9 protein-coding genes are annotated in these 17617 nt (G+C 39.5%); 6 read left to right on the forward strand and 3 right to left on the reverse strand.

Going from position 1 to position 17617, the window contains the following annotated elements; translation table 11 throughout:
• The first annotated feature begins 91 nt into the window (after positions 1–91).
• The 4 genes from UABAM_RS28620 to UABAM_RS28635 all read left to right on the forward strand — a co-directional run bounded on the left by UABAM_RS28620 (position 92) and on the right by UABAM_RS28635 (position 9149).
• Entirely contained in the window at positions 92–826 is a 735-nt protein-coding gene (locus UABAM_RS28620) for a sulfite exporter TauE/SafE family protein (RefSeq protein ID WP_173013633.1), read from the forward strand.
• A 187-nt stretch (positions 827–1013) separates the two neighbouring features.
• On the forward strand, positions 1014–3644 hold the full coding sequence (locus tag UABAM_RS28625) for a protein kinase domain-containing protein (RefSeq protein ID WP_151971413.1): 2631 nt from the start codon (positions 1014–1016) through the stop codon (positions 3642–3644).
• 8 nt (positions 3645–3652) lie between these two features.
• Entirely contained in the window at positions 3653–4744 is a 1092-nt protein-coding gene (locus UABAM_RS28630) for an ABC transporter substrate-binding protein (RefSeq protein ID WP_151971414.1), read from the forward strand.
• Positions 4745–5060: 316 nt separating this feature from the next.
• Positions 5061–9149: a serine/threonine protein kinase gene (locus UABAM_RS28635; RefSeq protein ID WP_151971415.1), complete on the forward strand. Its 4089-nt coding sequence runs from the start codon at positions 5061–5063 to the stop codon at positions 9147–9149.
• Positions 9150–9227: 78 nt separating this feature from the next.
• Here UABAM_RS28635 and UABAM_RS28640 read toward each other — a convergent pair whose 3' ends face one another.
• Positions 9228–11741 (reverse strand): protein kinase, encoded by a 2514-nt coding sequence (locus tag UABAM_RS28640; RefSeq protein WP_151971416.1) that lies wholly within the window; start codon positions 11739–11741, stop codon positions 9228–9230.
• Positions 11742–11981: 240 nt separating this feature from the next.
• Between UABAM_RS28640 and UABAM_RS28645 the strand changes: the two genes are divergently transcribed.
• On the forward strand, positions 11982–13010 hold the full coding sequence (locus tag UABAM_RS28645; protein ID WP_151971417.1) for a YeiH family protein: 1029 nt from the start codon (positions 11982–11984) through the stop codon (positions 13008–13010).
• A gap of 258 nt (positions 13011–13268) precedes the next feature.
• Here the strand turns inward: UABAM_RS28645 and UABAM_RS28650 are convergent, their stop codons facing one another.
• Positions 13269–14546: a transcription antitermination factor NusB gene (locus UABAM_RS28650; RefSeq protein WP_151971418.1), complete on the reverse strand. Its 1278-nt coding sequence runs from the start codon at positions 14544–14546 to the stop codon at positions 13269–13271.
• Between the two features lie 225 nt (positions 14547–14771).
• Here UABAM_RS28650 and UABAM_RS28655 point away from each other — a divergent pair, with 225 nt between their 5' ends.
• Complete coding sequence (locus UABAM_RS28655) at positions 14772–16538, forward strand: serine/threonine protein kinase (protein ID WP_173013634.1); 1767 nt, start codon at positions 14772–14774, stop codon at positions 16536–16538.
• Here UABAM_RS28655 and UABAM_RS28660 read toward each other — a convergent pair.
• Positions 16523–17470: a UDP-glucuronic acid decarboxylase family protein gene (locus tag UABAM_RS28660; protein ID WP_229759320.1), complete on the reverse strand. Its 948-nt coding sequence runs from the start codon at positions 17468–17470 to the stop codon at positions 16523–16525. The genes UABAM_RS28655 and UABAM_RS28660 overlap by 16 nt on opposite strands.
• Positions 17471–17617: the final 147 nt, after the last annotated feature.

Raw genomic sequence — 17617 nt, forward strand, 5'->3', positions numbered from 1 at the left:
ATCCTCACGTCATTGTAGGATGACATTCTCTCTCTACCATAATGCACATACACGGTTGCGTTTTTTATTTGCAGTAATGTGGGAGCAAACAATGGTTATTTCCAGTATCATCTTCGGTTTTCTCATCGGGTTTCTACCTGGGTTAATGGGTGGTGGTGGCTCCATCATGGCTGTTCCCGTTTTTATATATATTATGGGTTTTGAAGTAAAACCAGCTGTATGTATGAGCCTTGTAGTGGTCGGTATCACCAGCTTCATAGGTGCTATTCGTTATTGGAGATTAGACCTCATTCGCTTCCACATCGTCTTTACTTTCGGTACGATGGCAATGCTCGCTGCTTATACTGGGGCGAAGATGGCAGCACTACTGAGTGACACCGTACAACTTACCCTGTTCGCCATCACCATTCTCTGCGCTTCATACTTCATGTCTACAGGAAAAACACCAGCAGATGACGAACATAAGAGTTCTCTATTCATTTTATTGGTAAGTGGTCTATTTGTAGGTACTCTCTCAGGACTCGTAGGTGTTGGTGGAGGTTTTTTGATAGTGCCCACGTTAGTTCTCTTTGCCAAACTACCTATCAAATCCGCTGTAGGAACATCTCTAGCCATCATGAGCATGAATTCCACATCAGGTGTATTGGGCTACATCGATAAAGTAACTATTTCATGGAACGCCACATTACTTTTTACACTATTTGCCACCATAGGTATTTTCGCCAGTACTTATTTAGTCAAATTTATCTCCTCACAACACTTGAAAAAAGCCTTTTCTGTTTTTGTATTTATCATGGGGATAGTTATCTTCGTTACAAATTTCTAGAAAAAGGATTCCTCCCACAAAGTGTTTTTCCTCTACTAGTATCGATGTCCTTGTGTGAATATTTTAACTCTCACAACGAAAATCTGTCATAAATTGTTGTAGGTGAAACAAATATTGACAAACGCAATTTGTATGTAATAATAAACTTCGACAATCCTTCTCACACAATCTTCTATAGGTGACAAATATGGGTAATGCAATCAAAATTGGTCAAGAGATAGGTGGTTGCAAACTAGTTAGAGTTTTGGGCCAAGGTGGAATGGGAACTGTATTTGAAGCCGTAAAACTCTCCTTGAACAAAAAAGTAGCGATGAAAATACTACATCGCGACCTGTGTAATCAAAAGAACCTCATTCAACGCTTTTTTCAAGAAGCAAAAGCGGCAGCGGTTTTAAATCATCCCAATATTGTTTCTATTAGCAATGTGGGAGAACAGGATGGTCACCATTACATGGAGATGGAGTACATTCACGGGCAAACCCTAAAACAGCGTATCCAAAAAGATAAGTTCATTTCTGTTCCCAAAGCACTTTTCATCCTCAAACAGGTGGCATTTGGCTTGCAATTTGCACATGACGCGAATATTTTACACCGCGATATCAAGCCGGCAAATATCATGCTGACAAACCATGGTGAGGTAAAAATTACTGATTTTGGATTGGCCAAGTTCATGGATCAGGATTTCAACCTTTCAAAAACCGGAGAGTTTTTGGGCACACCCTACTACATCGCACCGGAGATTGTTACAGGAGAAGAAACGATAGATACTCGTGCAGATATCTACTCCCTTGGCATTTCATTTTACGAAATGTTGTCGGGTAAGATTCCCTTTCGCGGTAAGACACCGATGCAAATTGCCTACAAACACGTCACAGAACCCTTGCCACCTTTACAAGATGCCGCGCAACACGTTCCCGAAATTGTGGAAAATCTGATAAAAGATCTTAGCGAAAAAGATCCGCGAAAACGCATTGCCAATATGGACGCGTTAATTGCACGTATTGAAGAAATAGAAAACGTCATCGATGACAATACTTTTCCCATGAAGAGATCGAGTCAGTGGCTTGTTCCACGACGTACGAAGCGCCTCTCACCCATTATTTTACTTTTCGCTCTGGGAATTGTCGTTTGGGGGGTGGTACATTTTTTACCACAGAGCAGCAAAAATTCAAAGAACAACATACAGCAAACGAAAAACAATCCATCCACAAACAATGTTGTCGCAAAACAAGATAAATCTAAAGCGCTATGGGAACAGAGTAATACTCTAGTTCAACAACAAAAATACGACCTTGCGCACCAAAAGTTGCAAGAACTCATCGAAAATTATCCTGACTCGCCTTACCAGCAGCAGGCATGTGAAAAAAACGAAGTTGTTTTGGAAATCATTGCGCGGCGTAAGAAAGAAGAACAACAAAAACGCAAAATTGCCCAAATATGGGACAAGGCAAATGAACTATACAAAAACAATAACTATAAAGATGCGCAACGTTTATTTTTAGAAATTACCACCAAATATCCTACGTCATCCTACAACCAGGAAGCACAAAGATTTTACAAGTCGATAAGCGCCACACTTTCGCGTAGAGAATGGGCAAAAGATTTGTGGGCACGTGCAAGCAAAGCATTTAATCAGCGAGAATACCAACAGGCCCAAAAATTTCTCAAAAAGCTCATTGAAGAATATCCCGACCCGCTATACCTTGAAAAAGCGCAAAAAAAGCAACGTGTGATACGCGAATACATTCTCGACAACGAATCGGCAAAAAATATTTGGGCACGTGCACAACGCGAAATGAGTAATAAGAACTATAAAGATGCCTTACAACAACTACAAAAATTAATCTCGCGCTACCCACAAACTACTATTGCTGCTACAGCACGCAAAGCGAAAAAACAGCTCGAACGTCAATTGCAACAACAGAAAAATATTCAAAATCAACTGCAAAACGGCATTGCGGTAACCAAAAAACTCCTTGCGCAAAAGAAGTATTCTCAAGCCATCACAAGTTTTGGTAAACTTAGATCACAGTTTCCTAGTGCTAAACTTAATTCGTTGTACGAAGAACTATACAGCAAGATATTACCTACCAAGAAAAAAATCGCCATTGGTAACAACATTATTGAGTTTGTCTTTGTCCCCAGCGGAAGTTTTGTGATGGGAACAGCAAAAGAAAGCCCACATTTTCGCCAAGAAGAAACCCCACACAAGGTAGTAATCCACCACGCGTTTTACATTGGCAAATATGAAGTCACCACGGCACAATACAATGTTTACAAAAAACACACTGCCGATAAACAACATCCGGTCACAAACGTTTCTTGGGACGACGCACACGATTATTGTACGTGGCTAAGCAAGCAGCTCAAAATGACCATGCGCCTTCCCTCAGAGGCAGAATGGGAGTATGCGTGCAAAGCGGGACAAAACACCACCTATTCGTGGGGCGAGAACGCCGCAAAAAATTTAGCAAACTATACCTGGGAGCAAGACTGGGTATCAAATTGGCGCGACCATGGAACCGTGGCCGTGGGCAGTTACCCTCCGAATTCATGGGGAATTCACGACATGCACGGCAATGTCTGGGAGTGGACCGCCAGTATGTATTCTTTTGTATACAATGGAACAGAAACCAAACGCCAAAAAGGCAAATACATGGCCATTCGCGGTGGTGGTTGGAACTATCATCAAGGTGGTATGCGCAGTAGTTACCGTTCCAAATCTCTATACCACAAAAAAAATCCGTGGACGGGATTTCGCCTAGTTATGGAACTCGCTCCACATAGTTTACAATTGTTGTCCTACAAAAAAAAGTGAGTCAAGATATGAGAGCCATAACTTTTTTTCTATTTTCTTTACTATTTATGGGTTGTGCAGGCGTTGAAATCACCGAACCGCCACAAAAACAAGACACCGCGCAGACAAAAACCATTGTAAAAACCGTACAACCAAAACTATTCTCCTCAAATGCCGCTACCAAAAAGATTCTCATTATTCACAGCTATCATCAGGAAATGGAATGGGTGCAAGAGATCAACAACGGTATATCTACAGCACTGCGTAAGCGTATTGGAACAGACATCGAAACGCAATACTTTTACATGGACACCAAGCGCAAAACCACCGATAAATGGAAAACGGAAATTTCGCAAAAAGCGCGAGAATTAATCAAAGATAACAACCCCGACATCATTATCACCTCCGACGACAACGCCACAAACTATATTGCCGGGCAAATGCGCAACAGCAAATACCAGTTCGTTTTTCTAGGAGTAAATAGCGAACCTCACGAATATGGTTTTCCCGCAAAAAACGTCACGGGCTTTTTGGAACACGAAGACTTTATTCAAACAGCAAATTTATTAAAAGAAAATGATCCGCGCATTGAAAAAGTTGCATTTATTGCTGACAAGAGCCCTTCCACAGAAGGTTTAGAGCAACGAGTACTTGAACAAAAAGATCACATACCCATGGAAATTGTCGCGGTGGAGAGAATTAGTAATTTCTCCACTTGGCAGCAGGCGGTGCAGAAATATCAAACGCAAAGTGATTGTTTAATTATTGGTCATTACCACACGATTAAAGATAGTGAAGGAGAAACAATTCCTGCACCAAAAGTAATGGAGTGGACATTAAAAAACAGTAAAGTCCCCGAAGGAAGCTTTTGGGCTTTTTCGATAAACCAAGGAGCGTTTTGTGCCATTACGGTTTCTGGCTACCAACATGGTTATCAAGCGGCCAAAAGAGCTTTAGAAATAGTCGATAATAGTAAAAACGCCGGAGACTTTGCGATTAAGACAATTCGTAAAGGACAACAAATGATCAATACTACGCGTGCCAAGCAACTTGGCCTACAAGTACCGAAGGACATTCTCAACAACTCGCGTGTTATTGAACAACAAACGGCTTTGGATTAATCGTGTCATGCACTGTGTATCATCCATTTGATTTATAACTGTGTAAACGAATATCCATCTCCATGAACAGAAAGGGACGGACCTTGTGTCCGTCCCGACAACGCACTTTGTAAAAGATAGATTTATTGATTCTACTTACACCTTCCGACCTGCCCTATCTATGCAACTTGTTTTAACAATGCCTTGCGAGCGTCACCCCTTTCTCTAATTTGAAAAAACTGCCTTTGCTACTTTGGGTGATTTTATATTTGCTTTTATTTACACTTATATATGAGAAAACATTATATTTACTTTTGTATATAAAAGGGAGTCTACTATGACAGAAGAACGAAAAAAAGATGATGAACCTAGCCATGAAAAAACCGTGGAGTTTTCGCAGCAACAAACAAGCGATCCAACAATGTTTATTCCTAAGACTGCACATAGTTCTTCTGCTCCTGTGACCATTAACGAAAAGGACGGTGTTAGTGATCAGACCATCGTCGAAAATCACAGCAGTCCACAAACAGTGATCAGCGGTAATGACCAAACGATCCTACACGAAGAAGCTACCCTCAATAGTAAAGTAGAGCGACAAGATCATCCGACGGAGTTCATTCACAGCCAAAGCGATTATGCCCAAAAAGCATCGGAAGCGATCGACTGGAAAAATATCAAACCAGGAGACAAAATCGGACGCTACGAAATTCAATTAAAAATTGGTATGGGAGGAATGGGTGCTGTATTTAAAGCTTTTGACAATACTCTACAACGCGTTGTGGCAATAAAATTGGTATTGGGAATTAGCAACAACGATCGTTTTCTCATCGAAGCCCAAACAACAGCAAAGCTAAATCATCCCAACATTGTTAGTCTTTACGACATCGTCGAACTGGGTGAAAATAATTTTGCCATGGTAATGGAATACATCGATGGAAAAACTTTGGGCGACATTTTACGTGAAGAGCAGGTGCTTGAGGTAGAACAGGCCTTACGCATTATTCGCGATGCGGCGCGCGCGTTACAAAAAGCCCATAAAGTGCAAATTATCCATCGCGACATTAAGCCTGGTAACATTATGATCGACAGTGGTGACACCGTAAAGGTTACGGACTTTGGTCTAGCAAAAATGCTTTCGGTGAACAATGACGTGCAATTAACGCAACCCAATATGATTCTTGGTACTCCCGCCTACATGTCACCTGAGCAAATCCAAGGAGGTGTTGTTGATGGCAAAAGTGATATCTATTCGCTAGGTGTTACTCTATACCAATTGCTCAGCGGACAGCTACCAATTGTCAGCTCCGACTTGATGGAGCTATTAGCTGCACATATTCAAAATCAATTGGTTTCCATTGAAGAAATCAAACCGGAAATTCCACGCAATGTGGTGGCCATCGTCAATGGTATGTTGACAAGTGACCACAACAAAAGATGGGACACCCAAAATGTCATTTCGGCAATAAGCACTTACCTGAACGAAAGTTTCGACAGTGTTCATCGTTCGACACAACGCGAAGTACTCCTTGAAGATCATTTTTTTGCACAACACATGAAAAATGGACAACAACAAGAGAAAAAAGGCGCGTTGTGCGAAGCAATATTCGAATATCAAAAAGCTTTTGAGAAAAGACCTACTGCAAAAGCCGCCCTAGAAAAAGTAGATGCTTTACGCAAGAAAGTGATTGAAGACATCCATCAAAAAATGAAATGTAATTCTTGGCAAGAAGCAATAGACCTTTGCTATAAAATGCAAGAAGTTCTTCCCGAAGAACGCGAGGTGGCCTATCTGCGAACTATTTGTGAGGGGCATCTAAAAAATCAAGGTTTAAAAAAACAATTTGCGTATGTGAGCATTTTCGTGGTTATCGTCGTTTTGCTTTTTAATTCTTTATCATCACCAACCGAATACGACTGGTCATCCACAGAACAGCGCATCAATACATATATTACAAATCGTGAGTGGGGAAAAGCTTTAGGGACTCTAGAACAAGCAAGGCAACTCGACCAAAACAACGCCCAACTCATTGATAAAAAAATAATCATCGTCGAACAGTGGCGTACAGCACATGAGAAAGAAATCGCCGGTGAACAACAACAGGCGCTGCTCATCTATGAAAAAACGCGTAACATGTTAGAGGGACATTTACGCGAAATTATCAATCAGCAACTGGCACAATGCAAAGATAAAATCAAAGAACAGACAATATACGAAACCTATATGAGCGAAGGAGAAAAGCTGCTAAAAGATGGCTCTATAGAACAAGCAATCTCGATGTTTAACGAAGCAAAAAAACTTGACGTAGACAAATCATTAAAGGAACAGGCCAATCGCAAGCTTATTCTTGCGAGCAGTTACGAAAAGAAAGAGGTTATCGTTGTTAAAAATAATCCTCGGCCACAAAATATTCACAAAAAAAATACGCCTAAAAACCGTCATAATCGCCATAAAATCGATCCCAAGCGACAACACAAATTCACAAAAATACATTTGGCCACAGATGAAAAATGGAACCTAGCGTTACGCCAAAAACAGCAAAGAAATTGGGAACAAGCTATTGTAATTTTACGCAGTATGTTCGAAGACCCCAAATACAAATTGGTCAAACTAGATGTAAAACGCCAAATGGAGGAATGTTTTGCATGGCAGTATATTGAAGAGGCGCAAAAGTCTATTGAAAAGCGCCAGTGGGAAGAGGCGGCCGATTTTTATCTCAAAGCTTTTCAACATTCCCCTGGGGTAGTAAAGGCGCTTGATCCGGTCAAAAAGTCCAACATGCTCAAAAGGTTTGCTTCAAAAGCGCAGCAATTAGAAAAAGCCATTGCCCAAAAAAATTGGCAAGTGCTACGCAGTGTTTTTTGGCGCATGGGCGAGGAACAGCAAGATTTATTTTTAGCACACTATCGTTCGCAACTAAAAAATATGCCTGCTCCGCAGATTAATGTCACACTACCTCCGCAAGCACAACTTGGAAAAAAACTCACATTCTTAGCGAGTTTTTCCCCACAGTTACAACAAAACATCCAACTATTGTGGAATTTTGGCAATGGGGAAACCAAAGCCGGGTGGCATACCAGTCACACATACTACAAACCGGGAACATTCGTTGTAAAACTCAATATCGATGATGGTATCAACTATTATGAAAAAGTACTGCGTAATTACAATGTTCAAGGAACGATGAACGTCGATGTGACATGGGAAATGAAAGAGCTAGAAAATGGCTTTTATGAATTTAGTGTTGCAGAAGATTTCAGCGACACTTTTTATACCTGGAAATTTGCCGATGGCAATGTGCGTTGTGGAAAACGCGTGCGTTATAAATTTGCGTACTCTGGTAGACAACTCGTGGAATTGGTAGTATTCTCTCCCAAAGGTAAAAAAAGTGTGAAGCGTAAAGTAAACATACTACACGCAGATCACTTTTTAGAAAGACGCAAAAAAGTTTATCGTCGCGTACAACAAATGGGTAATTTGGCGATGGCAAAAAGCACAGTTGTTGATTTACCCGCAGAAGTCGTCGATGCGCGTCTTGCTTTTGGTGGAGCATATGTTGTACTGCGTTTACAAGATTCGCGGCGTTTAAAAGTATACAGTTTACTTCAACGTAAATTTATCAACGATATCGCGATGCCTGATGTTTCATCTGTTTTCGCTACGGGTGGAAGCTACTTAATCGCCTACTCAAAAAACAATAACTTAATCATCGTTTATGACTACTTAACGCAAAAAATTCACAAACACAAAGACTTTCCACATAAAATTATCGACATTGTTATGGGGTTAGACAATGATCGTTTGGCATTTGTCACGATTCTCGAAGAAAAAGGGCGTAGAGGTAGTGAACGCAAGTATGCACTCATGGATACCACGACGTTTAATATTTCCCCACTGGCGCTGAACACACAATATTCGTATTATGCAAGTACTAGATATCGTCTAAATTGGCGTAGCGATGCGTACTTATACAACTTAACATGTCACCAAAACAGCGGTTCTCCCTGGGGAGTGCAGTGGATGTATTTACGCAACGCGCGTCTTGAAACAAAACGTGAACACAATACCCGGGGCTATCTTCCTTTGGAACTAGAAGGTCAATACGTATTTTGTTCGCAAGGGACTATTTTGAAAAACAGCCCTAGTTCGCAAATTCATCGTGAACGCTCACACATATTCCCCATTTATGGTTCGAGCTATTACGTTGCATACAAAAAAGGGAAACGCTATCGCGATCCGGGGACATTTCAAATTAAAGATGTTTATACCCTTGACGTAATCAAAGAAGTAACGGAGGGACAGTCTATTACCGCACACCCATATCATGTAAAAGATTTTCATTTTATCGCCTCGGCGATTTCCGATACGATGATTCAGATAAAAAAGAATAAAATGCATGTTTTTTCGTTGGGTATCTTGGGTAGGTAGTTTGAAATTTGGAAGTTTAATTGCCTTATTCACGCTCAAAGAGAACACGAAAAGTTTTCTTGAGCGTGAGGTGAAATCTTATAATAAAAATTGTTGCTTCACTTCTCGCAGTTCATCCAAAAATTCTTTCATTGAGGCAAATCGAGATTCTGGAGCTATCAACCTCGCAATTAGCGATGCGACATAGTGTTTGTAATTACAAAATTCTGCGCGGCTAAAAATGCTTTCTATGATTATTCCCAAAGAGTATATATCGCAAGTAGAATTTACTTTTTTCAAGGGATCGCAACACTCACAGTCTACATTTTTCTCAACAGACAATTGTAAATCTACAAGCAACACATCTCTTCCGTTTACCAAAACATTTTGCACATTTAGGTTACCATGCACCAAATGTAAACGATGTAGTCTTTCTAATATCACACCGACCTTTTCAATTATGTTTAATAACCGCGAAACATCTGTCTTATGGATGATTTCTGACAAAGCAATACCCTCTAGTGGTTCGCAAACGACATAAGTCTTGCTGTTTTTTTGCCAAAAATCCATATACCTCATAATCCCTAATGGCTGATGAAAACACAAAGTTTTCAATTTTTCTTTATCGATATTTTGCGAAAAACAATATGCGACATACGCATTTTCATTCAAATCCCAAACATCAAATACCGTTTCACTCACTTGTGATTTGAACAGGTACTTTGCTTCGGGAAATTCTTTATCCATTTGTAAATGCATCTTGCACACGCGACATGTCCAATTTTCATCCTGTTGAATCTTAGTGTACCAACCACAAGCGTTGCAAAACAAGTTGTACACCATCTCCAACTGTAATTTTTCTTTGATTTGCTTCAGGCTAGAATGATGGTTTGTCATTTCATCAATAATGCTTTTCATCGTCTCGTATATTGGTGGGTGAATTATTTTCGAGGCCTGCGTAGAAAAATTCAATAACTTTTGCAAAAGGGAACCCACAAATCCAATATCAAGAGCCACTAGTTCCTCAAAGGGCCGCTGTTTTATTAAACTATTTTTTATGTGGTATAGATATGGATTTACGAGACACACTTTATTTTCGTTATCAATGTCAACAAATATATCGCGAAGTGTTAAATCCCCACAAGCAATTTTATTTTCATGTAAATACTGAAGAGCATCCACTATTTGCAAACAAAGATCAACCACCTTATGTGGTGTCAGTATTGCTTTCTTTTGCAAAACAATTTCGAGATTTTCACCGCGCATGTACTTTTGGAGTAACAAAAAGTAGCCCGTAGCTTTTTGTTCACAGTGATACCACTCGACTACGCCACGAACAGGTTTTGATGCTATTTTCAATATTTTATCCAACAAAGAGAATGAGTGAACATCTTTTATAACCTTCATTGCCGCAAGTCGATGTTGTTGTTCATCGAAAACTAAAAAACTATTTGTCCCCAGTTGTCTCTTTAACAAGTATCGTCCATTTACCTTTTTATTATCCACATCTTCTTCGAGAATATCCCCCATCGAAGTTTCTAAAGTACATAAGGTTTCTTCCACATTTTTTTGGAAAAAATGTTGCACAACTTTGTCATCTAATTCACGCACACTATTCAGTTGATTTTCGAGTTGTAATGCCTGCTGTAGCTGGTGAATCATATCGTCTAATGTCAAACGTTGTTCTGCGTCGTGGTGCATGGCACATTCAACAATTTTCACAAGTTTTTCACTAAGGTACGGATTATATTCGCCAATGCGTTTATAGTTATTCTTCAATTTAGCATAGAAAAGTTTATCCAAAGTCCGATATTCACTGAATACCTTCACACCCGTAAGTGCTTCAAATAAAACAGCTCCAAGAGCGTACACATCACTCGCCGTTGTTCGCCCTTTTTTACTATTACGTATTCTTTCTAAAGGCATTTCCGCAACGCCTTCAGAAATGCCAAGACAACTCCTATGTTGGTCCAGATCCAGATTTATAAAAATATGGTCGTTGTATTTTTGAAGTCGAATACTCCAATCTTTGGAGATAAGTATATTTTTTGACAAAATCTCAGCGCCTGTATAATCATTGCTGTGCAAATACTGAATCGCTTTTGCGATACTTAAAATTATGGAAACTACGTGGCGAGGGATAATACGCCGTTGCTCTAAACAATATTGTAGCGTATCCCCCTCCACAAAATCGTACACGGCAAAATAGCGACCATTATGAACTCCAAGGTCGTGGTAGTTATATAAATTTTGATGTTTGAATTTCATCGACGGCCGAAATTGTTCACACACCTTCTCACCTTTAAGTGCAAAAACCCTTATAAACACTTTTTTGCCCGTTGACATATCCTCAGCAGTATAAATACGAGTATAACGATCCTCTTCTGTTTGTTTGATCACGCGATAACGATTTGCCAGTGTAACATTTCCGTGAGATTTGACTTTATTAGAGAATGAAGGTTGAACGTTGGCATTGTTCGTATTGTCCGTACTATTGAAGATCACACGATTGCATTTACAACACAATAGATGAATCAGTGCGTTGACGGGCTGTATTCGTATTTGCACGCATGAATTGCACTGCGGGCATTGAATTGTGTATTCTTTTGGCATTTTACATTTCTATATTGGTAATAACGATCACATAATATTAGACATATTCTACATTATTAACCAAATTGTACCAATAGAAAGTTTATCACACCAAAATCACACACAATTCAAATATTCTAATATAAAGATATAAAAATATATCTATTGACAACCACACTATGCACAAGTAAGATATTCAAGATTTACGCGGTTTTATCAAAAAAGTAAATTATCTTTCCGTCGGACAACAGAGAGTTGACAATGAAAATAAAAGAATTTTTACCTGGACTAACGCTCGTTACCATTCTTGCCATCGTTGTGCACTTCGGTCACCAAGCATTACCTGGTACATATCAAAAAATTATTGGGCAAGTCGTTCTCGGCATGCTAGTGGGACTTATTATTGGTAATACTGTTGGTGTTGCCGATACTTACAACAAAGGCATTCGTTTGTGTTTTGGACACGTCCTAAAATTAGCCATTATTTTACTGGGAGTACGTATCTCTCTAGCACAAATTGCTGCCATTGGAGGGACAGCCTTACTGTTAGTGGTGGCCCTTATCTTTTTAGCCTTAATCACCACCTTTTGGTTGGGGAGGTGGCTAGGAGTCTCGCCTAAACTTGCGGCACTAATAGGAGTAGGGACGGCAGTATGTGGCAATACGGCTATTTCCGCTGTAGCTCCAGCAATCAAAGCCAAAGATGAGGAAATGTCTTTTGCTATTGCTGTAAATACACTCATCGGAACATGTGCGGTTTTTATATATCCATTGCTGGGGGAATATTTACATTTGAGCGACACATTCTTCGGTTTTTGGGCAGGCACTGCTGTCAATGACACCTCGCAAGTTGTGGCAACAGGTTTTGCTTACAGTGAAGATGCGGGGAAATGGGCTACGACAGTAAAGTTAACGCGTAATGCTTTAATGGGTTTTGTCATTGTCGCCATGACTTTCATCTACAGTGATCAAGATAATGATACCCAACAAGCACCTTTTTGGAGCAAAATTAAATTGCCGCTGTTTGTCGTGCTGTTTTTGGCGGTAGCTGCCATCAATTCTGTAGGTTTTTTCAAGTGGCTGGATGAGGTTACTCCCATAGCGCTCATTGAAAATGTGAAAATCATTACCAAATTTCTCATTTTAATGGCACTCATTGGCGTGGGATTAAACACGCGCTTTACCTCAATGAAAAAGATTGGCTACAAACCTCTTCTACTTGGTATTTGCGTGGCAACGATTGTTTCGTGCACAAGTTTTGCCTGTATCTATTTTCTTAAACTAGGCTAAAAATAGATAGGTAACTGGTAACGCTTACCAACTAACTAAGGGTGTCATCCCTGGCTTGACCAGGGATCCAGGCGTTTACAAGTCAACTTTATATCGTGGATTCCTGCTTTCGCAGGAATGACACCCTGGGGAAGTCTTCATTTCACTTCCTCCTTTATGTAAGCGATTACTAAGTAGTCACTTACATAAACTCGCCGTTATTAACTCTGTAGCGGTATCATACACCAAAATTTTGCCCAACGATCAAATAAATAAAAATTAAGCTTTCCGGCAAAGTATATGCACACTACCGCCATCGACAAATGGCAATTGCGGAAACATTCTTTTGTATTTCCAACAGCAAAAATCGTCGTGCTCTTTTAGGAATTCGGCGATTAAATTTTCATTTTCTTCTTTTTCGATACTACACGTTGAATAAACCAACTTTCCTCCTGGTTTTACCGCTGTAGCCCCACTACGCAATAATTTATATTGCTCTTTGTTCAATTTTTGTAAATTTTTTACCGAGAATCGCCAACGCGCCTCGACCCTTTTATTAAAGACAGCACTATTGGAGCACGGAGCGTCTACAACAACGCAATCAAAATGTTGTGCAAAGTTTTTTGGCAATTTCTTCGAGTTCATCGCGATAGGCTGTATATTTTGTAGCTGAAGGCGCTCCTTGTTTTCGCACATTTTTCTTAAACGTTCCACTGATTTATCACCGCTAACAACAACACCTTCCCCCCGCATGTTATCGGCAATATGAAAACTTTTCCCTCCGGGAGCGGCACATAGATCTAAAACCAAACTGCGCGGTGCGATCTCAATTAGTTCAATTGTCTCACTGGAAGCAAGACCTTGTACAACCCAATCCCCTTCGTGATAACCAGGAATAAGCGAAACATCTCCCGACACTTTTGCCATTTTCCCATCGATCATCTGTAATTCATCGCAACGGAAGCTATTGCGAACTCTTACAGTCACACCTGGTCGTGTATTGCCCATTAGCAATAAATGAATACACTGTTCTTCGCCAAAATCTCTACACCACTTATCCACCAAGTATTCCGGATAGGAATACACGACAGACAAATAACGAATTTTGTCTTCCGGAAATAAAGCTTGTGAAAAATACCAACCGTCCTCATGCGAAATGGGCAAATAGTTCTTGCTATATTTTTTTTGTTCTTTGCGAACGCTGCGTTGAATGTTACGCAAAACAGCATTGACATATTTTGCAGATTTTTTCGATATTTTTTTACTATGTTCAACACACGAATGGATCACAGCGTATGCCGGTACTTTTTCTAAAAACAAAAGTTCATAAATCCCTAAAAGCAAACAATTATATACTGCGGGCTGTGGCTTTCCATGAGAGTAGTGTTTTATTAAATATTGTAGCGTTAGTTTGCGACGTTGGATTCCATTTACAATTTCTGTAATTAAGTTTTTTTCGCTCTGTACAGTTGAATAATTTGATAAGTGTAGGTGCTGGTCCCAAAAACGCGCGTTTTTATTTAAGATTTCCAATACGGTATTTCGCACATTGTACATTCGATGTCCCTTGGTAAAAATTCTCCGATAAATTGTCGTTAACAAGTGAGTATGTGGAAGATGTTGTTTAAATTCAAGAAAATTATGCTATAATAATAAACTGTACTAATACTTACTTTATGAGAATATAAGTTTGGATAAATTGTTATGGATCTGACAAAACTACCCCGTGGTCTCAATTGGGATAATACTTACATTATAGATAGGCCCATAGGACAAGGGAGTATGGCCTATATATATAGGGCGAGCGTTAATTTGGCACAATTTGATTTTGCCAATCTAATTGCTTACTCGGAAGCACAAAAAGAAAATGTTCCTCCAGAAAGCATTGAAGCGTACTGTAAATATCGCAAAGATATTTGGAGTTCCCAAACTCAGGAACAATTAATAGAATATTGCCGTGAAAACAAAATTTGTTTTCCAACTCACCAAGTATGCGCACTAAAAATTTTGAAAGAACAAAAACATATCGAGCGCTTTTTTACCGAGTGGCAAAAAACAATCGGCCTTTGCGAACCACACTTACTACAGGTATATGGCGGTGGAAAATATCGAGACGCTTACTACTATAGCATGGAATATGTAAGTGATCCTTACGAGCTTGATAAACTTTACAAACTGCCTTTACGACAAAAAATAGAATTAATGCTTCAAGCGGCAAAGGGTTTAGGTGTGTTACACAAAATGCAGGTAATACATCGCGATGTGAAACTTGATAATTTCATCATTTACGAAACCGAAAAGGGTTTGCACCTAAAAATAGCTGATTTAGGAATCGCCAAAAACAACGATGCGAACTACACACGCACAAACCAACTTCTCGGTACACCCAATTTCATGGCCCCAGAACAGGTGAAAAGTAGTAAGTCAGTTAGTTATCTATCCGATGTTTACTCTTTAGGTGCCACACTATACGAGTTCATTTGTGAAAAACCACCTTATGCCGACTTATCGTTACAAGAAATACTCAAGAACATCAATGAAGGTGTGCCGCCGACTCCCGTGAATAAATTAGCCGATATTCCTCCAGAGATCAATCGCATCATCAAATATTTAATGGCGTTTAATCCAAGTGGTCGTCCACAAAACATGGAAGAAGTACAAGAATTACTACAAAATTATCTCGACGGAAAAATGTCTAGGGACACGTCAAAAACCAAGGTAGGCACTGCACGAAGACGTAAAACCACCAAGGGTATCCCTCTACAAAAATCGCGAAATAGAGTTGCTCAGTACAAAAAAGACGTTCAAAGCGAAGAAAACAAAAAGAAAGAAATGTATTTAAAGCTAGCGGCCATTCTTGCTGGTCCTCTTCTTCTTATCCTTTATCTACTATTTCCACATCTTATCACCGCAGCGAATGATAGCGGCAAGCGTGGATTACCCAAGAAGAAAAAAGAAATTATACGCCTTCCATCTATCAATAACAATACGGTGAAAAAGAAAGTCACTTTAGAAAATAAAATTCGCACCACTCAAAAAGGAGAGCGCGTCTCACCGCAAGTTGTCGTCAGTAGCGGCCAATGGCACAAAGATCCCAACACCTATATTTGGCATGGTTTTGCCCCTGTAGCGAACGAAGAAAACACGGCTTTAAAAATTGATAATTTTCCCGAATGGCAAAATTATGAAGTTTCATTCAATATTAAAGTTCTCTGTGGTAAAGTACATTTAAATATTCGGGAATTTGAAAACCCCATAGTACTGACAGATTTATTTCCCGATATTGCAAGGCACCCCAAAATAGAATTTAAAGTGACACTTATAGTACTCGGAAAAGATATTCTCATTGACAGGCAGTTGGCCTCATCAAGTAAGACCACTGCTCCGGGTAAATTGCATGCAACTAAGTCCATAATGAAAAAAGTATCAGAAAACACTAGTGATAAAAAAAGTATCCATTTTGCGGTAAGTACTCACGGAAATTTTCCAGGTTGTGTTGCTATTTCTCGTGTCACAATGCGTACAATTGTAACTCAGGATGATGAATAAGAACGAAAATAATCTATCGTCTTTTTTAATCCATCTCGAAAATCAACTTGTGGCGACCAATTTAGTAAATCTATGGCTTTTTGTATATTCGGTTTACGTTTTCGAGGATCATCTTCCGGCAACTCTTTGTATACAGTAGGAGAACTCGTAGAAATCTCCTGCTGTATTACAGAAACAAGATCGCTGATAGTGTATTCGTCGGGGTTACCGAGATTAATAATTTCGCCTTGCAAATTGTGACAGGTAGCTAAACGGAAAATTCCTTCGACCAAATCAGAGACAAAGCAAAAACTTCTCGTTTGTTGACCATCGCCGTAAACCGTAATGGGCGTATTGTTAAGTGCCTGATTGATAAAGTTAGGAATAACGCGACCATCTTGGCTTTTCATTCTTGGCCCATAAGTATTAAAAATACGCGTAATACGCACATCTAACTGGTACTCGCGGAAGTAACTCATAGCGATTGCTTCGGAAAACCTTTTTGCCTCGTCATACACAGATCGTGGCCCAACGGGATTTACGTTTCCCCAGTAACTTTCTGTTTGTGGATGTTGCAAAGGATCTCCATACACTTCAGAAGTAGAAGCCAAAATATATCGTGCGTTGTGTTTCTTTGCAAATTCAATAGTGTTGAAGGTACCAATAGAACCTACTTTCATCGTTTCAAGTGGGTACTTCAAGTAATCAACAGGGCTTGCGGGACATGCAAAATGCAACACAACAGCGACATTTTGTTCACATTGTATAGAATCGTTTACATTGCATTTTACAAAAGAAAAGTTTTTGTGTGATAACAGGTGATTGATATTGCTTTGTCTTCCCGTTAAAAAATTGTCAAGTGCAATGACGACCCATTCATCTTCAAGAAAACGTTCGCATAGATGAGAACCAATAAAACCGGCGGCTCCTGTAATTAGTACAGATTTTTCCAACTCTTGTCCTAGCATGTTTATGTGATTTTAAATTTTTATATTGTATAATAAAAAGTATAAATAGCAAGTATAAGGAATAATCCCTATACATACTTGTCATAATTGTTTGGTATAACTTGAATTTATTGTTATCAGTGAAGGTAGTTT

Origin of the sequence: Candidatus Uabimicrobium amorphum, assembly GCF_009002475.1 — a bacterium.
Classification (GTDB): Bacteria; Planctomycetota; Uabimicrobiia; order Uabimicrobiales; family Uabimicrobiaceae; genus Uabimicrobium; species Uabimicrobium amorphum.